This is a genomic window from Geodermatophilus sp. DF01-2, from assembly GCF_004571065.1.
Classification (GTDB): domain Bacteria; phylum Actinomycetota; class Actinomycetes; order Mycobacteriales; family Geodermatophilaceae; genus Geodermatophilus.
Genome location: NZ_SPQN01000011.1, coordinates 1 through 19,447, shown reverse-complemented (window position 1 = coordinate 19,447; position 19,447 = coordinate 1). Strand labels below are relative to the sequence as shown.

General features: G+C 75.1%; 16 protein-coding genes. 9 read left to right on the top strand and 7 right to left on the bottom strand.

From position 1 onward, the window contains the following. Positions 1-237: 237 nt before the first annotated feature. Positions 238-855, bottom strand: coding sequence for a hypothetical protein (locus E4P41_RS05450; protein ID WP_135139914.1), 618 nt, complete (start codon positions 853-855; stop codon positions 238-240). 222 nt (positions 856-1,077) lie between these two features. Here E4P41_RS05450 and E4P41_RS05445 point away from each other — a divergent pair, with 222 nt between their 5' ends. The 3 genes from E4P41_RS05445 to E4P41_RS05435 all read left to right on the top strand — a co-directional run bounded on the left by E4P41_RS05445 (position 1,078) and on the right by E4P41_RS05435 (position 3,381). Beyond that, a complete protein-coding gene (locus tag E4P41_RS05445; RefSeq protein ID WP_135139913.1) occupies positions 1,078-1,461 on the top strand; it encodes a PaaI family thioesterase in 384 nt (127 codons plus the stop codon). Positions 1,462-1,667: 206 nt separating this feature from the next. Then, on the top strand, positions 1,668-3,038 hold the full coding sequence (locus E4P41_RS05440) for an FAD-binding oxidoreductase (protein WP_135139912.1): 1,371 nt from the start codon (positions 1,668-1,670) through the stop codon (positions 3,036-3,038). Between the two features lie 61 nt (positions 3,039-3,099). Continuing rightward, positions 3,100-3,381, top strand: coding sequence for a DUF427 domain-containing protein (locus E4P41_RS05435; RefSeq protein ID WP_135139911.1), 282 nt, complete (start codon positions 3,100-3,102; stop codon positions 3,379-3,381). 187 nt (positions 3,382-3,568) lie between these two features. On the opposite strand, the gene E4P41_RS05430 is transcribed toward E4P41_RS05435, so the two are convergent. From E4P41_RS05430 to E4P41_RS22595, 5 genes are all read right to left on the bottom strand, one after another. Continuing rightward, positions 3,569-3,991, bottom strand: a complete 423-nt coding sequence (locus tag E4P41_RS05430; RefSeq protein ID WP_135139910.1) for a hypothetical protein — start codon at positions 3,989-3,991, stop codon at positions 3,569-3,571. Between the two features lie 184 nt (positions 3,992-4,175). Next, positions 4,176-5,147, bottom strand: coding sequence for a ferritin-like domain-containing protein (locus E4P41_RS05425; RefSeq protein ID WP_135139909.1), 972 nt, complete (start codon positions 5,145-5,147; stop codon positions 4,176-4,178). A gap of 473 nt (positions 5,148-5,620) precedes the next feature. Next, a complete protein-coding gene (locus E4P41_RS05420; protein WP_245177129.1) occupies positions 5,621-5,770 on the bottom strand; it encodes a hypothetical protein in 150 nt (49 codons plus the stop codon). Positions 5,771-5,951: 181 nt separating this feature from the next. Continuing rightward, on the bottom strand, positions 5,952-6,605 hold the full coding sequence (locus E4P41_RS23045; RefSeq protein ID WP_245177128.1) for a DUF4234 domain-containing protein: 654 nt from the start codon (positions 6,603-6,605) through the stop codon (positions 5,952-5,954). Between the two features lie 380 nt (positions 6,606-6,985). After that, on the bottom strand, positions 6,986-7,486 hold the full coding sequence (locus E4P41_RS22595) for a metalloregulator ArsR/SmtB family transcription factor (protein ID WP_209307554.1): 501 nt from the start codon (positions 7,484-7,486) through the stop codon (positions 6,986-6,988). 724 nt (positions 7,487-8,210) lie between these two features. On the opposite strand from E4P41_RS22595, the gene E4P41_RS23040 reads away from it, so the two are divergent. Both E4P41_RS23040 and E4P41_RS05400 read left to right on the top strand, forming a co-directional pair. Further along, positions 8,211-8,450, top strand: a complete 240-nt coding sequence (locus tag E4P41_RS23040) for a hypothetical protein (RefSeq protein WP_245177127.1) — start codon at positions 8,211-8,213, stop codon at positions 8,448-8,450. 326 nt (positions 8,451-8,776) lie between these two features. Next, entirely contained in the window at positions 8,777-14,884 is a 6,108-nt protein-coding gene (locus E4P41_RS05400) for a DUF4011 domain-containing protein (RefSeq protein ID WP_135139908.1), read from the top strand. A 22-nt stretch (positions 14,885-14,906) separates the two neighbouring features. Here E4P41_RS05400 and E4P41_RS05395 read toward each other — a convergent pair whose 3' ends face one another. Then, on the bottom strand, positions 14,907-15,542 hold the full coding sequence (locus tag E4P41_RS05395) for a helix-turn-helix transcriptional regulator (protein WP_135139907.1): 636 nt from the start codon (positions 15,540-15,542) through the stop codon (positions 14,907-14,909). A 400-nt stretch (positions 15,543-15,942) separates the two neighbouring features. Here E4P41_RS05395 and E4P41_RS05390 point away from each other — a divergent pair, with 400 nt between their 5' ends. The 4 genes from E4P41_RS05390 to E4P41_RS05380 all read left to right on the top strand — a co-directional run bounded on the left by E4P41_RS05390 (position 15,943) and on the right by E4P41_RS05380 (position 19,355). Continuing rightward, positions 15,943-17,046 carry a serine/threonine-protein kinase gene (locus E4P41_RS05390; RefSeq protein ID WP_135139906.1) on the top strand — a complete coding sequence of 368 codons (1,104 nt, stop codon included), beginning with the start codon at positions 15,943-15,945 and terminating at the stop codon, positions 17,044-17,046. A gap of 70 nt (positions 17,047-17,116) precedes the next feature. Further along, a complete protein-coding gene (locus tag E4P41_RS21930; RefSeq protein ID WP_167760934.1) occupies positions 17,117-17,254 on the top strand; it encodes a hypothetical protein in 138 nt (45 codons plus the stop codon). Continuing rightward, the gene (locus tag E4P41_RS05385) at positions 17,254-18,426 is read left to right on the top strand and encodes a hypothetical protein (RefSeq protein WP_135139905.1); all 1,173 of its coding nucleotides are present in this window, start codon (positions 17,254-17,256) and stop codon (positions 18,424-18,426) included. The genes E4P41_RS21930 and E4P41_RS05385 overlap by 1 nt, the downstream gene beginning before the upstream one ends. Further along, complete coding sequence (locus E4P41_RS05380) at positions 18,423-19,355, top strand: hypothetical protein (RefSeq protein WP_135139904.1); 933 nt, start codon at positions 18,423-18,425, stop codon at positions 19,353-19,355. Before E4P41_RS05385 ends, E4P41_RS05380 begins: the two co-directional genes overlap by 4 nt. The last annotated feature ends 92 nt before the right edge of the window (positions 19,356-19,447 follow it).

Here is a 19,447-nt window from a genome sequence, read left to right as displayed (position 1 = left end):
ACAACCTGGCAGGTGCTGGGTGTGACTACAAGAGCACTCGCCGTAACAAGCTCATCCGTCGGTCCACCGGTCCAGCGTCTGCATCGCGGTGGCGTCTCCTCCCGGCCCGGCGGCCGTGCCGCATCGGGCGGCGGCCCGGCACGAACCCGGCACCCCTCCGGAGCACCGGCCACCAGAGGTCAGGAGCGGACCGGGTCGGTCACCCGGCGGGACACTCCCGCCGGGTGACCGCTCCTCTCACTCAGGGTCGACGGTGAGGTTCTGGGGGTCGACCTGCACGTGGTAGCCCAGCTGCTGCAGCAGGTCGGCGACCTCGGGGGTGAGCTGGGCCTGCTCGACGTAGCCGGGCGGGATGGGCGCCACCGTGCCGGTGAAGGTCACGGTCTGCCCGGGGTCGACGTCCAGCGGCGACTCACCCGGCGCCGTCAGTCGCACGAACACCGGCGCCTCCGGTGAGCCGACCAGGAAGCCCTCGTCGGTGACGACCTCGACGACGGGCACCGCGGTGGCCGTGACCTCCTGGTCGACCAGCTGCTCGAACTGGGCGGCCGCATCGGGCGCGGCCGCAGCGGCGAGCAGGTCGACGTCGCCGGCGACGAGGGTCCCGGGCTCGCCGGGGGCCACCGCTCCGGTCGGCGCGGCGGTGTCGGTCGCCGCCGGGTCGTCGGTCGGCTCGGCGGTGTCGGTGGCCGCCGGGTCGTCGGTCGGCTCGACGATGTCTTCGACCTCCGCTGGTTCGTCGACCGCGGCATCCTCACCACACCCGGTGAGGAGCAGGGTGAGGGCGGTCCCCGCGGCGAGGGGGAGTGCGCTCCAGCGGCGGCGGGTCAGGTGCAGGCGGGCGTGGGACTGCATACGGAGATCTCCTCGGTGCGGCCAGGTGCACGGTGCCCGGCGTGGGACGGCCGGTCTGCTGACCGGGCGGAACGGGCATGCCCGCGGCTCGGCGTCCGAGCCGCGGTGTCACGAGGTCGACACGGGATCGTTCCGCAACGGTGGGATCCCGACGCACCGGTCCCGGTCCCACCCGACGCGTGGGACCGGTTCCGACGCCTGGTTCCCGGGTAGCGGCCGGCCATGGCAGACGACAGAGGACCCGGGGGCTACGCGGAGCGGCTCGGCGCCCGGGTGGCGGACACGGAGGACGGCGGCGCGCGGATCGCCTTCGCCGTGCGCGAGGAGCACCTCAACCCGGCCGGCACGCTGCACGGCGGGGTCGTGGCCACACTGGTCGACACGGCCATGGGTCAGGCGGTCCGCACCACCACCGGGGACGGCGAGGTGCCGGCGACGAGCCAGCTCACGGTCACCTACCTCCGGCCGGGCGAGCCGGGAGAGCTCACGGTGACCGCCCGGGTCCGCACCCGCGGGGAGCACCTGACGGTCTGCGAGGCGGACGTCGAGCAGGAGGGCCGAGCCGTCGCGCACGCCGTGGCCACCTTCGCGCTGCTGCACCGTTGACCCACGGCCGGGGACGTCCGGCACCACGGTCGATGGTCCCTGTCCGCAGGGCTGCGACGGCACTACGGTCGGCCGCGGCCGGCGACGTCGGGGGCTGCGCCGGGCGGGAGCGAGGCGTCGCAGCCCCCGGGTCCCGACCCTGCTCCTGGCCGGTTCGCATCCCCGCCGGCGTCGTCCACCGTCACGGACGACACCCGGGAGGGGCCATGACCACGCAGCTGCCAGGCACGCTCGCCGACCGCGTCGAGGGCCGGGTGATCCGCCCCGGCGACGCGGACTACGAGGAGGCGCGGCACGTCTACAACGCCATGATCGACGCCCGCCCGCACGTGGTGGTGCGCTGCGCCGGCACCGACGACGTGGTCGCCGCGGTCCGGTACGCCGCGGAGTCCGGCCGCGCCGTCGCGGTACGCGGCGGCGGGCACAGCGTTCCCGGCTTCGGCACCGCGGACGACGCGGTCGTCGTCGACCTCTCGCCCATGCAGGCGGTGGACGTCGACCCGGGCGCCCGGACGGCGAGCGCCGGCGGCGGGACGACGTGGGGCCGGTTCAACGACGCGACCGCCGCGTCCGGGCTGGCCACGACCGGCGGGATCATCTCGACGACCGGCATCGGCGGGCTCACCCTCGGCGGCGGGATCGGCCACCTCACCCGCGGGTACGGCCTGTCCTGCGACAACCTGCTCGCGGCCGAGGTGGTCACCGCCGACGGCCGCGTGGTGACCGCCGACGATCGGGAGAACGCGGACCTGTTCTGGGCACTGCGCGGTGGCGGCGGCAACTTCGGCGTCGTCACCCGGTTCACCTACCGCCTGCACCCGGTCGGGACGGTCTTCGCCGGGCCGATGTTCTTCGAGCTGGACGACGCCGGGGCGCTGTTCGAGTTCTACCGGGAGTACCTCCCGCGAGCGCCGCGCGAGTACGGCGGCTTCCCGGCGTTCCACCAGGCACCGCCGCTGCCGTTCATCCCGGAGGGCCGGGTGGGCGAGCCGATGGCGGTCGCGGTCTCCTGCTGGACCGGGTCGGAGGCCGACGGCGAGCGGGTCGTCGACCGGATCCGCCAGGTGGCCCGGCCGATCGGCGAGCACGTCGGCCCGATGCCCTACACGGCGCTCAACAGCGCCTTCGACGCGCTGCACCCGCCCGGGCTACAGCACTACTGGAAGGCCGCCTACGTCACCGAGCTCACCGACGCGGCGATCGCGGCGCACCTCGAGCACGGGCCGCGCGTGCCGGCGGTCAGCTCGGTCGTGCACCTGTACCCGATCGACGGTGCGGCGCACGACGTCGCCCCGGACGCCACCGCCTTCGGCCACCGGGACGCCACCTTCGCCACGGTGATCGCCGGCATGTGGCCCGACCCCGCCGACAACGAGGCGAACACGCGGTGGGTCAGGGACTACCACGCCGCCATCGCTCCGCACTCCGAGCCCGGCGGCTACACCAACTTCGCCTCGGCCGACGACGCGGACAAGGTGGCCGACAACTACGGCGCGAACTACGCGCGGCTGCGCGGGGTCAAGCGGAGCTGGGACCCGGGCAACCTGTTCCGCCACAACCAGAACATCGCGCCCTAGCGCCGGGTCGCCCGGGCCCGCACCGAGGAATGCCGGCCCGGAAGCGGGTGTTGCCGGTCACATGTCAACCGCGAGCTGGAACGGGACCGTCATCGCCGAGTCCGACGACATCGTCACCGTCGAGGGCAACGCCTACTTCCCCCGGGAGGCGGTGCGGGACGACGTCCTGCGCTCCTCGGACACGACGACGGTGTGCCCGTGGAAGGGAACGGCGTCGTACTTCACGCTGGAGGTCGACGGGCAGACCAACCCCGACGCCGCCTGGTACTACCCCCAGCCGAAGGATGCCGCGAAGGAGATCACCGGCCGAGTGGCGTTCTGGCGCGGCGTCGACGTCCGCTGACGCCGTCGGGGGGAAAAGGGGGAAGGGCGGGCGCCGGCCGGCGCCCGCCCCTCGGTCATCGCCTTCCTGCTCGGGCTTCCCTCCCCGGCGCTCCCGTGGCGGCTCCCGCGAGGGGCGCCGGCGGAGCCAGTGCAGCGGATCGACCGCCGCACGGGAACCGGTGCGTGCGCCGTGCCGTCGACGCGGGTCAGCGGGGGCGGACGCCGGCGAGCTCCCGGGCGGCCGCGGCCGCGTCCGGGTCGAGCACGCTGGAGCGCTCCTGCCGCTCGATGAGCTGGTGGTAGAGGGTCCACGCCTCCTCCGGGCGCACCCCCAGGGCCGCGGCGATCTGGGTCCACGAGGCCCCGCCGCGCAGTGCGGCACGGAAGCCGGTCAGCTGGCTGTCGTGGGCCTTGCGCGCGACGACCTCGCCGAGAGCGAGCAGCTCCAGCGACTCGGGGACGTCGAGCGACGTCGCCGCGGCCTTGAACGAGGTCCAGTCGTCGGCGTCGACGTCGACGGCGGTGTTCAGCGTGGTCGCCCCGCTGTCCCGCCTGCGGAGGAAGTCCAGGCGGGTCACGGCCGTCGTCAGGGAGAACTCCTGCTCGAGGGCCTCGGGTGTGATGCTCATGGCGCATGCCATCCCCTGCTCCGACGGCCGCTCAAACCCGGTGCGACCGAGATCTCCCGGAGCAGTCGGATCGCCCGCGAGCCCCGACCGACCGCGCGTGGTCGGGCACGTCGCGATCGCCTTCCGGAGCGCCGCGAGGGCCCGCCCCCGGGTGGGAACGGGCCCTCGCGTGGATGGCGCGGCGTCAGCTGTCGACGCCCACGGCCTCCTTGGCCAGCGCGGCCAGCTGGGTCTGCGTCGCGTTGACGACGCTGGTGCGGTTCTTGTGGGTCTCCTCGTAGCGGATGATGACCCGCACGTCGTGCGCCTTCTTGAGCTCCTTGACCGCCTTGATGGCGTCCTGGGTCGAGAGGGTGTCGTAGCCCTTGATCGGCAGCTCGTCGGCGGTGACGTCGCCGAGCTCCTCGCGGGCGGCCCGGGCGGCCTCGGCGGCGTCCCGGTTGCCCTCGCGGCGGGCGACGCGCTCGGCCCGGCGCAGCGCAGCGCTGCGGCCGGCGGTCAGCGTCTCGCGGACGGCGCCGGCGAGCGTGCTGGCCCGGTCGGAGGCCTCGTCCAGGCGCTCGCCGGCGTCCTCACGGCGCTGCTGCACCGTGTCGGCGATCTGGTTGACGCGGTTGGCCCAGAAGCGGACCGGGGCGTTGGCTGCGCGGGCGGCGGTGCCGGCGACCCGCTGGATCGGGGTGGGCTGCAGCGCGGCGGGGCCGCCCATGGCCTCCTCGGCGAGCACGACGGTCAGCCACTCCACGGTGGCCTCGTGCGCGGTGATCAGCCGCTCGGCCAGCGACCGGACCCGCGGCAGCTCGGCCTGGTCGGCGAGCACCTTGAGGTAGGTGGCGCGGTCGAGGAGCTGGTGCTCCAGGGAGAGGTCCTGCAGCAGGGCCTCCTCGATCGGCTCGGCCTGCTCGAAGCCGGCCTTGAGGACGGCGGACAGACGGCCCACCACAGGGGTCACCACGTCCGGCACGCCACCCAGGGCGCGCAGCTGGTCGGTGATGGCCCTCGTCCGCTCCGCGGCGTGGTCGGCGTTCTGGGTCAGCTCACGCCGGACCGCCTCGGTGCGGGCCTGCGCGATCCGGGTGCGCGCGATCTGCTCCTCGGTCTGGGTCAGCAGGACGAGCGCGCGGAGCTGGTTGATGATCTTGGCGTTGTCGGCCATGGCGGGGAACTCCAGACATCGGGGGATGACCTGACATCCGGTGGATGCCCACTCCGGCCGCGTGCTAACTCCTGCAAGCGCATTGCTTGCTGTGAACCGCATCACGACATGTCGACATGCCGCTCCGGCCCGGGCCGCGCCATCCGCAGCCCGGTGCTCAGCGAGCGGGGAGCGCGGGCTTCGACGGGCGGTCCAGCCGCAGCACCGGCTGGGTCAGCTCCTCGGCCAACGGGGACCGCGGGCGTGGGCGCGGGGACGGCGGAACGGCCGTGCCGCACCCCACGCAGAACCGGCCCTGCTGACGGGCCGCCCCGCACGCCGTGCACGTCGACAAGGCTGCCTCCTCGGTCTCGGAAGTCCGGTCGACTTCGCTCACGGGGACCCTGCCAGGCCGAACGCCCCGGTCACCGTGCCGTGAGGTGGGTGGGACGACCCGACAACGGACCGTTACAGAGGCCGGCGACCGGCAGCGGTCAGCGCACGAGGTCGAACAGCCGGTCGAGCAACGGCACCTGGCCGGCCACCAGCTTCTCCCGCGCGTCGTCGATGGCCACCCATGCGGCGCGGTCGATCTCCGGGAACTCCTGCACCCGACCGGAGCGCGGCGGCGGGCGCGGGCGCACCGAGCTCCTCGTGCCCGGCGCTGGTCACCGACACCGGTCACCTCCTCGTCCGCGGGGGTCGCCGCCCGCTGGGGGCACCGCGGCCCGCGGTTCGTGCCCCAGCGTGGTCCCGGCTGTCTGTCGAGCACGACGCGTGCGCACCCGGTCGTCCGACGTCGACGACGCCGGTTGCGGCTCGGCCTCAGACGATGCTGGTCCGGTCCACCCCGAGGCTGCGCCAGTACCGGTTGAGCGCGCTGTTCGTCCGGGCGAACCAGATGAACGGACCGACCAGGATGACGATGCCCGGGAAGAACCAGAGCGCGGTGAGCGCGCTGACCGGGGGTCGCTGGCCGCGCCGCGCGTAGAGCTGGCCGACCTCGTGGCTCACCAGGAACGGCGAGACCATGCCGAGGAAGATCGCGATGACGAGGGCGATCACCCCGCCGATGCCCTGGCCGCTGTGCCGCTTCATCTCCTCGTGGACCTGGAAGTACCAGACGAAGCCCCAGATCCCGAAGGTGACGAGGAAGAGCAGGATCGTCAGGCCGGTCGGGCGCATCACGCCGAGCCGGCCGGTGGGCTCGGCGTACTGCGCGTAGGCCGGGAGCCCGGGCATGGGCGCGTAGCCGTAGGGCTGCTGCCCGTTGCCGGGCTGCCAGTGCCCCGGCTGCGCGTCGCCGGGCCGGCCGTAGCCCTGGCCCCCCGCCTGCTGGGCCCACGCGGGCTGCGGGCCCGACTGTTGCGGGCCCGACTTCTGCTGGGCGGGGCCGGGGCCGGCCGGCTGCCCGGGGTCGTAGCGCGGCGCGTAGCCCGGCGGGAGCGGTGGTGGCGGGTTGTGCTGCGGATCTGACACGGCGCAACCTCCTCGTCGGGACGCCGGCGGGTGCGGCGCCAGCACCGAACGTAACGCCCGACACGGCCGTCCTCGCCACTCCGCCTTCCCGTCAGCGGCATCGGCGAGGACCGCGCGGAGTAGCTCCTCGTTGCGGCGCCCGGTCGCCCGGTCGGTCTGGTTCCTCATCAGCAGCGACGGGTGCGGGCCGCGCAGCACTCCCGGCCGCCCGGCCGGCGCCCGTCGGCGTCCCTGAGTTCTTGCACGTAGACAGCACGGGACCCTGCACGTGCCACGTCTCCCGGCTGTGCATCCCCCGCCCCGGCGCCACGTACTGCGTCGCGCCGGTCAGGTCGGTACGCACCCGGTGGAGAACCCACTGCGGTGTTCGAGGCGCTGCTTCAGCCGGACGATGTTGGCCGGCATCTCCTTGGGTGCTTCCCGGCGGACGACGAGCGGGACGAGGACACGGCCGATGCCGTGACCGGTGACGTCGACGGCGATCGCCACGCGGGCCCGGTCGGCGGTGAGGGCTCCTGTCCTGATGGTTCGGCGACGCCCGGATCTCCGGTGGCGTCTGGGTGATCTCCGGTGGCGTCTGGGCGTTCGACGGCGTCCTGATAGCCGGCCAGCGCCCGGGACCAATACGTGTCGAGCTGATCGCGCAACGCGGCCACGCCGGCCGGATCGAGCCGATAGATCCGCCGGGTGCCGGCTACGCGCTCGCTGACCAGCCCCGCGTCCTTGAGCATCTTCAGATGCTGGGATACCGCCGGCCGACTGATCGGCAGCTCGTCGGCCAGTTCGCCCACCGCCCGCGGCCGTTCGGCCAGGCGATCCACGATGGCGCGCCGGCGGTCTCCCAGGGCGCTCCACGCCTGGTCGGAACGGTAAGCGTTCACGAACGGTTCGCCTGGACCTACGGAGCCGCTGGATCAAGGGGGTTCGGACGTGTCGCCGTCGCCGGTCGGCGCAGGGCACCGAGCAACACGAACAGGGCGGGGCCGCTCGACACGTGTCCCGTCGAGCTCCGCGCCGAACAGCCCACCGCCGGCGGCAACGGCCCCAGGTGGGTACTCGGCTGGTGTCGACCTCGACTCGTGTGCGGGACCATCCGGTGATGGGTCCTTCCAACCCCGTTCCCCAGGCGTCTCCGACAGACCTGCGGCGGCCGGTGTTCAGCCGTTTCTACGCGGCCATCAGCGAGGGTATGGACGCCGAGGGCCTGGCCGCCCTGCGCACCGAGCTGCTCGCGCCGCTGTCCGGGTCGGTGATCGAGATCGGCGCCGGCAACGGCCGCAACTTCTCCCGCTACCCGGCGGCGGTGACCCAGGTGACCGCGGTCGAGCCCGAACCGCACCTACGTGCGCTCGCCGTTCGTGCGGCGACTGACGCGCCGGTACCGGTCACCGTGGTCGCGGGTACCGCCGAGGCGCTGCCACTGCCCGACGCCAGCTGCGACGCCGCCGTCCTGTGCCTGGTGCTGTGCTCGCTGCCCGACCGCGCCGCCGCGCTGACCGAGATCTCCCGCGTGCTGCGCCCCGGTGGGGTACTGGCCTTCCTGGAGCACAGCCTCGGCCAGCCTTCCTGGAGCACAGCCTCGGCCAGACCCGAAGGCAGCGCGCCATGCAGCGCCTGGCCGACGCCACGGTGTGGCCGCTGCTGGCAGGTGGCTGCCACACCGCCACCGATCCGGTGGGCCTCATCGACCGGGCCGGCTTCGTCATCACGGAACTGCGCCGGCTGCGCTTTCCCGACACCCTCATCACCCAACCCTCCACCCCACACGTGCTCGGAGTCGCGCGCCGACCCGACCGAGGGACGCCGCCCGATCTCGGGCGGTCGGCGGCCCTGGGCGAGGGGTGAGCTCAGCGCTGCGTGGTGCTCGACGCGTCCGCGCCCGTCGTGCGGGTGATGCGGAAGCGCCCGGTGTCCCACCGGCCCAGGGCCCGGTCGAGACTCCCCTCGGAGGCGAGCCGGTTGACCAGCCCCCACCGTTCGGCGACCTCGCTGGTGACGTACCCGCCGACGCCACCCGGGAGGGTCGGCCCCCCTGCAGGGGCCCGTCGCGAGCCTGCGAGCGGTGGGGGGCAGGGGGGTCCTTCTTCAGTCCGGACGCACCCGCCACACCCGTCCCAGACGCCTCGGCAGCCTGACCGGACCGGTCCGTCCGGACCGGTAGACACAACGGCATGAGCACCACGGACGTCCGGCCCTCCACCCCCGGAACCCGGCCGGCCGTGGCGATCCAGGCGACCGCGACGCCGGTGCTCAGCTACGCCCTGGCGCACAACCGCGTCCCGGTGGTGTCGCGGCTGGCGTTCACCAACCACGGCAGCGCGGTGCGCGGGGCGACGGTGCGGCTCGGGGTCCAGGACGCCGAGGGCCCGATCGGCAGCGCCGTCGAGGTGCTGGTCGACCTCGACGCGGGCCAGACGACGGTGCTCAGCGACGTCGGCCTGGTCATGGACCCGGCGGCGATGCTGCAGATCGAGGAGCAGCGCCCCGGCTCCGTCGAGGTCGACCTGCTGGTGGACGGCGAGGACGTCGGCGGCACCGCCGTCCCGGTGCAGGTGCTGGCCGCCAACCAGTGGCTGGCCGCGCCGGTGCCGCTGGCGCTGGAGATGCTCGCCGCGCACGTCATGCCCAACCACCCGACGGTGACCGCACTGATCGGCGAGGCCGCCGACCTGCTCGAGCAGCGCACCGGCAGCGGGTCGGTGCAGGGCTACCGGTCCGGCCCGGAGCGGGTCGACGAGATCGTCGCCGCGCTCACCGAGGCGATGCGCCGCCGGCAGATCCGCTACAGCGAGCCGCCGGCCGGCTGGGCCGACGTCGGGCAGAAGGTGCGCACCCCCGGCGACGTCCTCGACGGGCGGGTCGGCACCTGCCTGGACACCGCCGTCACGCTGGCCGCCACGCTCGAGCAGGCCGGGATCCGGCCGCTGCTGTGGCTAGCGGAGGGACACGCGTTCTGCGGCTACTGGCGCGAGGAGCGCGGCGGGGAGAGCGCCGCCACCACCGACGTCGCCCCGCTGGTCAACCTCGTCGACCTGGGGCTGATCCGGCTGGTCGAGACCACGCTGCTCACCAGCCGCGCCCGGGACGCCGCCCCGCAGGACCTGCACGGCCCGGCGTACTCCACCTGGCTGGCCGGCGACCTCGACCGGGTCCTCGGCGTCACCGACGTCCACCGGGCCCGGCGCGACGGCATCGTGCCGCTGCCGGCCCGCACCCGCGGCCGGGACGGCGCGGTGCAGGTGGTCGAGTACCGGCCCGCGGTGCACGGCGTCGCGGCCCCGGAAGGACCCCCCTACGCTCCACGGCCCCGTCCCGAGGCTCGCCCCGAGCTTGCGAGGGGTGAGGAGGACGGGGTCCTTCCACCGGCTCGCGTGCAGCAGTGGAAGAACAGCCTGCTCGACCTCTCGCTGCGCAACCGGCTGATCAACTACACCGAGCGCGCCGGGCTGCCGCTGACCGTCCCGGCGACGCACCTGGCCGCCCTCGAGGACCTGCTGCAGACCGGCACCGCCGTCTCGCTGCTGCCCAGCGACCGCATCGCCGCCGTCCACCGCGAGCGGGGCGTCACCTCCGCACGCGAGCTGCCGGCCACGCAGCTGGCCGAGGTCCTCGTCGAGCGCAGGGCGGTGCACGCCGACGTCAGCGAGGGCGGCTACCTGCCGCGGCTGCGCCACCTGGCCTACAAGGCCAGGACCGTCCGCGAGGAGACCGGCGCCAACAACCTCTACCTGGCCCTCGGCAGCCTGGTGTGGGAGCTCGACGGCCGCCCGCTGCGCTCCCCGCTGGTGCTGGTGCCGGTCATCCTCACCCCGACCAGCCGCAACGGCGTCTACCGGTTGACCATCGACGACACGGGGTCGAGCACGCCCAACCACTGCCTGCTGGAGAAGCTCCGGCAGGTGCACGGCCTGACCGTCCCGGGGCTCACCGAGACCGTCGAGGACGGCGCCGGCCTCGACCTCGACAAGGCGTTGCAGGCCGTGCGGCAGGCGCTGGCCGACGCCGGGCTCCCCCACCGCGTCGAGCCGACCGCCGACCTCGCCGTCCTCCAGTTCGCCAAGTACCGGCTCTGGAAGGACCTCGACGAGCACTGGGCGGACCTCACCGCCAACCCGCTGGTGCACCACCTCGTGCACCGGCCGACCGAGGCCTATGCCGACCCCGTCCCCGACACCGTCGGCGCCACCGACCTCGACGAGCTGGCCGCCCGGTGCCCGGTGCCGGCCGACGCCTCGCAGCTGCGCGCGGTCGCCGAGGCCGCCGCCGGGCGCACCTTCGTGCTGGAGGGCCCGCCCGGCACCGGCAAGTCGCAGACCATCACCAACCTGCTCGCCCGCGCGGTCGCCGACGGCAAGAAGGTGCTGTTCGTCGCCGAGAAGCGGGCGGCGCTGGACGTCGTCGCGCGGCGGCTGGAGGCCGTGGGCATGGGCCCGTTCGTCCTCGACCTGCACGACAAGGGCGCCAAGGCCGCAGGAGTGCGGGCGCAGGTGAAGGCGGCACTGGAGCACGCGGTCGCCGTCGACGAGCAGGGTCCCGCCGACGAACGGAGCCGCTACGACGGCGCGGACCTGCGCTCGGCCCGCCGCACCCTGGCCCGCTACGCCGACCGGCTGCACGCGGAGAACGCCGCCGGGCTGTCGTTCTACTCGGCGCGGACGGCGGTGCTGTCGACGCCGGACGGCGTCCCCTGCCTGCCGCTGTCCCCGGCGTTCGTGGCCGCCGCGTCGGAGGAGACGCTCACCGCGGTGCGCCGCGCCCTGGCGCTCCTTCCCGACATCGCCGACCTGGTGCGCCCCTCGCCGCGGCACGCCTGGGCGTTCGTCGACACCTCGCGGGTCGACCTGCTCGCCGCCCAGCAGACCGCGGCCGCCGTCGACCAGGCCATCCGGGAGATCCCCGGAGAACCGCACCTGGCCCGCGCGCTGCGCGAGGTCCGCACGCCCGGGGACCTCGGCGCGCTGGCCCACCTGCTGTCCGGCCCACCGACGCCGCTCGACGTGCTCGACGAGGTGCCGACCGAGCGGTGGGCGGTGGCGACGACGGCGGTGCTCGGCGAGGTGGCCGCCTTCACGAGCGCCGTCCACCCGGGGCTGGAGCGGGCCACCCCCGCCGCGCTGGAGCTGCCGCTGGCCGAGCTGTACGTCACCGCGCAGACCGCGCAGGCCGGCCGGTGGACGGCCCGCCGGAAGGGGCTCAAGGTCGTCCGCCGCCAGCTGGCGCCGGTGCTGCGGCCGGGTGTGCAGGTGAAGCTGCGCGACGTCCCCGAGCTCACCGCCCAGCTGTGGCGGGTGCAGACCGCCGCCCAGGGCATCGTCGCCCGCGCCTCGGTGATCCCGGGCCTGTCCGTGCCGCCCACCTGGAACCCGCTGGCCGACCCGGAGCTGCTCGTCGGGCAGGTCGAGTGGCTGGAGCGGGCCGGCGCCGCCACCGACAGCGCCAGCGAGTTCGCCGTCGCGTTGCGCCGCTGGGTGGTCCAGGGCCCCGGCCCGGACGCCGCCGTGGGCGCGGCGGTGGCCCGGCTGCGCGACGCGGTGGCCGCGCTGCTGCGGGTGTGCAGCAGTGACTCCGGGCGCCTGGCCGACTGGGCCGGCGACGACGGGCTGGTGCTGCGCTGGCAGATGACCCGCCCCGAGCGCGGCGTCGAGCACACCGGCCTGATGTCGCTGCGCCGGTGGGCCGACTTCGTCGACACCCTGGAGCCGCTGCGCGCCGCGGGCCTGCACGAGGCGCGGGCGCTGCTGGTCAGCGGCGAGCTGCCCGCCGAGGACGCCGTCCGCGCGCTCGAGCGCGGCCTCGCGCTGGCCTCGGTGGCCGAACGGCGCGACGCCTCCGGGCTCGACGGCTTCGACGCGCACGCGCACGAGCGGGCGATCAGCCGGTTCACCGCCGCCTCGCGTGCGGTGCGGGCGCACCTGCGGACGGCGCTGCCGGGCTCGGTGCTCGCCGCGCGGCCGTTCGACGCGGCCTCCGGCGACGGGCAGGTCGGTGCGCTGCAGCGGGAACTGGCCGAGGCCCGCCGTGGGCTCGGCGTGCGCGGGCTGCTGGCCCGGTACGGCGAGCTGGTCACCACCGCGCTGCCGTGCGTGCTGGTCAGCCCCGACTCGGTGGCGCGGTTCTTCCCCGCCGAGGCGAGCCTGTTCGACCTGGTCGTCTTCGACGAGGCCTCGCAGATCCGGGTGGCCGACGCCGTCGGGGCACTGGGTCGGGCCAAGGCGGCGGTGATCGTCGGGGACAGCCGGCAGATGCCACCGACGTCCTTCGCCGAGCCGGTGGCCGGGACCGGTGAGGACGACGCGGTCGAGCTGCTGGGCACCGCGGTCGAGGACGAGGAGTCGATCCTCTCCGAGTGCGTGCAGGCCCGGGTGCCGCGGCAGTGGCTGTCGTGGCACTACCGAAGCCAGGACGAGTCCCTCATCGCGTTCAGCAACGCCACCTACTACGACAACCGGCTCTCGTCCTTCCCGGCGCCGACCCACGGCCGGCCGTCGTCCGGGCCGGACGGCCGCGGCATCTCGCTGGTGCGGGTCAACGGCACCTTCCACCGCACCGGCGCCGGGCGGTTGCTGCGCACCAACCCGATGGAGGCCAAGGCGGTCGTCGCGGAGGTCCGCCGCCGCTTCGACGCCTCCCCGGACACCCTGCCCTCGATCGGCGTGGTCACCTTCAATGCCCAGCAGCGGGCCTACGTTGAGGGTCTGCTGCGCGACGCCGGCGACGAGCGGCTGGTCGAGGCGCTGGACCGCACCGACGGCGAGGGGCTGTTCGTCAAGAACCTGGAGAACGTGCAGGGCGACGAGCGTGACGTCGTCCTGTTCTCCACCGGGTTCAGCGTCGACGACCGCGGCTCCCTGCCGCTGAACTTCGGGCCGCTCAACCGCGTCGGCGGCGAGCGGCGGCTCAACGTCGCGGTCACCCGCGCCCGGCGGCAGGTCGTCGTCTTCTCCTCCTTCGACCCGTCCCAGCTGCGCGCCGAGCAGACCTCGTCGGTGGGCGTCAAGCACCTGCGCGCCTACCTCGACCTGGCCGCGCTGGGCACCGACGCGTTGCCGCGGGACGCCCGGCCGGTCGCCGTCCCGGACCGGCACCGCGAGGAGGTCGCGGCGGCGCTGCGCGACCGGGGCTTGAGCGTGCGCACCGACGTCGGCCTCTCGGAGTTCCGGGTCGACCTGTCGGTGGCGCGGGGCGAGACCCCGGACGAGCCGGTGCTGGCGGTGCTGCTCGACGGTCCGGCGTGGGCGCGGCGGCGCACGGTCGGCGACCGCGACGGCCTGCCGGTCGAGGTGCTCTCCGGGATGCTGGGCTGGCCCGCCGTCGAGCGGGTGTGGCTGCCGACGTGGCTGCGCGACCGCGAGGCGGTGCTCGACCGGCTGGACGCCGCGGTGGCGGCGGTGCCGGTGCTCGAGCCGGCCGTCGCCGTGCCGGCGCAGGTGGCCGCAGAACCCGCAGCCGAGCCGGCGGCCGTCGTCCCGGTCGCCGTCGTGCCGGTGGCCGTCGTCCCGCCGGTGCCGGCGCCTGCTGCGCCGCCGGCCGCCGAGGTGCGGTCGGTCGTCCCGCTGCGCGCCGGGCCCTCGGTGGTCGTCGAGCCCGTCGTGACCGGCCCGGCGGCGCCCGCGGAAGCCGCCGGGTCCGAGACGGCGGCGCCCGCGGAGACCGCCGGAGCCGAGCCGCCGCCGTCCGCGAAGCCCGCCCGGCGGACGGCGAAGAAGGCGCCGGTCGCGCCGCTGCTGGACGGCGAGACCCTCTTCGTGCCGTGGACGCCCAGGAGCGGCGGCGAGCGCAGGGCACTCGACTCCCTCGACGACCCGCGGGCCGCCCGCACCGTCCGGCGGGTGCTCACCGCCGGGCTCAGGGCGGAGGGACCGGTGCACCGCGACCGGCTGGTCCGGCTGACCGCAGGCGCCTTCGGCCTCTCCCGGGTCAGCGACGCCCGCCGCGACGCGCTGCTGGCCCTGCTGCCCGCGGGTGCCGTCGACGGCGAGTTCGTCTGGCCCGAGTCGCTGGACCCCGCGGCCTGGACCGGCTTCCGGCGCCAGGGGTCGAGCGCCGACCGGCCGCTGGAGCACGTCACGCCCGAGGAGATCGGCAACGCCATGGTGGCCCTGTGCCGGTCCGCCGCCGCCGGGATGGCCGAGGACGAGTTGCTCGTCCGTACCGCCGAGGTCTTCGGCTACCGCCGCCGGACGCCGTCCCTCGCCCCGCTGCTGCAGGCCGCGCTGACCCGGGTCCTGGACGCCGGCCGGCTGGTGCGCCAGGAGTCGGGTCACCTCATCGCCGGCTGACCCGCGTCGTCGCCTCGCGAGCTCAACCCAGGTCGCACCCACAGGGGCAGTCCGGGGAGTGCACCGGCCGCCCGTTGCCGTCATCCAGCTCGTCGCAGGCCGGTGGACAGCGACAGGCGAACTCGTCGGCAACGCGGGGACCCGCCCCGGCGAGCCGGCTCCGCCGCGCCTCCTCCTGTCGGCGCTGCCGTGCGGCCTCCTGGCGCCGGGCACGTCGCTCCTGCGGCGAGTCCCCGGGGCGCACGGGGTGGTGGTCCTCGGGCGTGCCGAGGCGGCCTCGGAGTGTGTCGCGCGCGGCCCGGTCCACGTCCACGGTGAACCAGGGGCGCGGGCGGTCGTAGCGGTGCTCGTAGCGCCCCTCGCGCTCGTCGGCGAAGTGGGTGTCGAGGTGGGCCGGGAAGTGGCGGCCGTAGCGGTCGCGCACGGCGTCCGGCGACATCCCGGCGACCTCGCGGCCGGCCGCGTCGAGCAGCGCGAGCCGCAGGCCGGCCTGCTCGGCGGCGCGGACAAGGGCGCCGACGGGCAGGTCGCGCCGCCCGCTCTCGGCCTGCGCCACCGCCGACTGCGACAGCCCGCAGACAGCGGCCAGCTGTCGCTGGGACAGGTCGGCCCGTCGGCGGATCCGGCGCAGCACCCCGGAGAGGTCGAAGGACGACACGTCCCAAGGGTGTCGTCCCACCGGGACCGTCGGCCTCGCCGACCAGCAGGTGTGGAGGAGCCCGCTCGCTGTGGAGACGACCACACCAGGACCCCGCCGTGCACCGGTTCCCCGGTCCCACCGTCCCCGGTCCGCCGAGCGAGCCGGTGGCGACCGCGCCGGCAGGTGTCCCTCCCGGGACGCTCGGGCGGTGAGTGCAGGTGCACTCACCGCCTGAGCCTGCCGGGACCGACCCTCGCTCCGGGCGGCACCGGGACGGAGGGGCCCGGGCCGCCGGAAACCCGGGACCCGGGACGCGCCGCCCCGTGCCCTTCCCGCCGCGCGCGACTCCCAGCCGGTTCACAGGCCGAGCCACTACCGTCGGGGGCCACCTGCCGCCGACAGGGAGGGCCGCGCAACCGTGGACGAGGCGCTCGACCCCGCCGGAGCGGTGGCCGATCTGGCCGGGACCCGCCAGATCGGCCTGCTCGAACCCGGCGACCCGGACCGCATCGGTCCCTACGACCTGCTGTGCCGGCTGCCGCGCGGCGGCCAGGGGGCCGACGTGTTCGTCGGGTCGGCCGGCCCCGACGGCGCGCTGGTCGTCATCAAGCGGCTGCCCGAGGCCGCGCCGGAGCTGGCCCGCAAGCGGCTGGCCCGGGAGGTGGAGAACGCCGCCCGCGTGAAGAGCTCCCGGGTCGCCGCGATCATCGACCAGGATCTCGCCGCGGACGCGCCTTACTACGTGCAGGAGTACGTGGCCGGCACGCCGCTGGACGAGTTCATGGCCTCCCGCTCGGGCGGGCTCAACGCCGAGGAGCTGCGCCGGATCGCCATCGGGCTGCTGCGGGCGCTGCGCGACGTGCACGCCGCCGGCGTCGTCCACCGGGACGTGAAGCCGGGCAACATCATCATCTCCGGCTCGGAGGTGTGGCTGGTCGACTTCGGGATCAGCCGCTACATCGGCCCGGAGTCACCGGCGGGCACCGCCACCACCGGCATGGCCGTACTGGGCACGAAGCTGTTCGCCAGCCCCGAACAGCTGGCCGGCGCCGTGCTCACCGAGGCCAGCGACGTCTACAGCTGGGGCATGGTGATCGCCTTCGCGGCGGGCGCGGCGCATCCGGTCGACCCCGACGACACCATGCCCGACTCCGACTACTACCTCGCGCTGCGGGCCGGCCGGCTCGACCTCACCCGCGTGCCGGCCAACCTGCTCGACAGCGTGGAACGCGCGCTGCGCTTCAACCCCGAGCGACGGCCGACCGTGGCACAGCTGGCCCGGCAGGTGGAGCAGCGCACCCGCTGGCTCGGCCAGACCTCGCAGATCCCCGACCCGCGGACGACGATGCGCGACCTGCAGTCCCTGGGGGCGGTGACCGAGGCGGCCCGCTACGAGCTGGCCCGGCTGGAACGGGCGGTCGCCGACACCTGGACCGGCTTCGCCGTCGCCGCGGTGGCGATGGTGCTGCTGGGCGTCGTCGCCGGGCTGGTGCTGGCCGTGCTGTACCACGTCGTCTTCTGAGTCGTCGTCTTCTGAGTCGTCGTCTTCTGAGTCGTCGTCTTCCGAGCCCCGAGTACCGAGGAGGAGCACCGTGTCCGGGATGTACGAGCGCGCGCTGGCCCAGCAGCGGCTCGACGCGCGCCGCCAGCGGTTCCGGGAGCGCCAGCGGGTGCTGCTGGCGGTCTTCTGCGTGACCGCCGTCCTCTTCTTCGCGCTGTTCGTCCGCTGATGATGAGGCGCCGCGTCTGCCCCCGCTGTCTGGAGACCCTGTCCGCGCCGATCTGGCGCGACGCGACCGGCGCGCCCCAGCCTCCGCCGGTCGAGCGCCGCAGCCGCTGGCAGCGGCTGCTCGACCCGCTGCGGGCCGACCCGCTGCCCGCGCCGACGGCCCGGGACGCCGCCGGCGCGGCCGCGGCCAACGTCGTGCCCACCTGCCCCCGCGGGCACCGGCTGCCGCCGGAGTACCTCGACCGGCCGACGATCGTCGTCGGCCTGGTCGGGCTGACCGGCGCGTCGAAGAGCACCTACCTCACCGTGCTCGTCGACCTGCTGCACGAGGGGGCGCTGGCCCCGCTCGGCATCTCGGTGGAGATGGACGAGGAGAGCGCGGCCCGCTTCGACGACCACCGCTACCGGCTGATGGTGCAGCGCCAGCAGCTGCCGCTGACCCTGCCGCTGCTGGGCCAGGGCAGCTCGCCGGAGCCGTTCATGCTGGTGCTGCGCGGCGCGGGCCGGAACGGAGCCGAACGCTCGGTCAACCTGGTCTTCTTCGACGCCTCGGGCGAGCAGCTCTACCGCAGCGAGGACATGGGCCAGTACGGCAGGTTCCTCTACGCCGCGACGGCGGTGCTTGTGGTGCTCTCCCCGGGCGTCTTTCCGCGGCTGCGACACGTGGCCGATCCGGGTGAGGACTCGATGGGCCTGGCCCGGCACACCCAGATGGTGGTCAACCTGGCCAACGTGCTGCGCAGCGCCCGCAACCTGCCGCCGGACAGCCACCTGGACGACGTCGCGACCGCCGTCGTCCTCAGCAAGGCCGACAAGCTGCGCGCGGTGCCGGACTTCCCGGCCGACACGCTGCGGGATCCCGACCTGCGCGCGGCGCCGCTGGCGCACTGGTTCGCCGACGTGCGGCAGAACAGCTCCCGGTTGGTCGACTTCCTCGAGGTCAGCGGCGGTTCCAACCTGCTCACCGCGGTGCTGCACCGGCTGCCCCGGCCGACCGTGCACGCGGTCTCGGCCACCGGCGCCGACGCCCGAGACGGCGGCTACCCGCGGATCGCGCCGGCCGGCGTGCTCGATCCGCTGCTGGTGCTGCTGGCCCGGTCCGGCTTCCTCTCCGAGGAGGGGCTCGACCCGGAGGAGTACGGCGCGGGCCTGCGCGGCGAGTGGTCGCGATGAGCGGCCGGGCCTGTCCGCAGGCGCTCTACACCTCCGCCAGCCGCACGCTGGAGGGGCCGGGTTTCGGCGTCTACGCGCATTCGGCGGACTGGCCGGCCGAGGTCGGCCGCACCCGCAAGGTGCTCGGGGCGCTGGTCGGCTTCCGGCCGGGGGACGGCGAGGCGTACGGGCTGCTCTCCCGCGGGACGGGGCGGGTGCTCTACCGCACGGTCGCCGCCCGCGCCGACGACTTCGGCCGCCCCGGCAACTACCTGGTGCACCTGCTGTGGGACGAGAGCGGCCGGCTCGGCGTCCGCGAGCTGCTGGCGCTGCGTCGGGCCGGCCGGTTCCTCGACGAGCTGCCCGGCGACTCCTCCCCCACCGCCGACCTGCCGCCGCTACCGGTGACCTTCGCCGACCGCGGCGTGCCGCCGCTGACCCCCGAGGAGGTCGACGCCCTCACCCCCCCGCTGGCCCAGGTGCTGGCCGCGCTCGCCGCGGGGACGGGCGCCTGCACCCTGCCGCGACGGACCCCGACGGGCCGCGAGGTGGCCGAGGTCGTGTTCACCGTCCTGCCCCGGGCGCTGGCCGCCGGCGTGTCGCTGCACGCCGGCACCCGGGAGGACGACGGCGACACCGCGCCGATCACCGTGGAGCTGGTCGAGGCCCCGGGGCGCGGGGCCCTATCGCCCCCCGCCGCACCCACGGCCGACACCGAGCGGGCCCGGACGCTGCTCGAGGCGGCGGTCAAGGCCGAGCTCGCGCCGGACGACCTGGCCGACCTGCGCCGCCTGGACGTCTGGCTGTTCGCCGACGCCTGGGCCGAGCAGGACGCCGGGACGCTGACGGCCGACCAGCTGGCCAGCGTGCTGGAGTCCGGCGCCGCGCCGGGCTGGCTGGCCCGCGGGAGCAACGCGGCGTCCGCCTGGAGATCGACGACGACCTGGTGACTCTTGCCGCGACCGACCGGTACCGGCTCGCGGTCCGCGAGTTCGCCTGGCGGCCGGACACCCCCGGGCTCACGGCGGCGGTACTGGTGCCC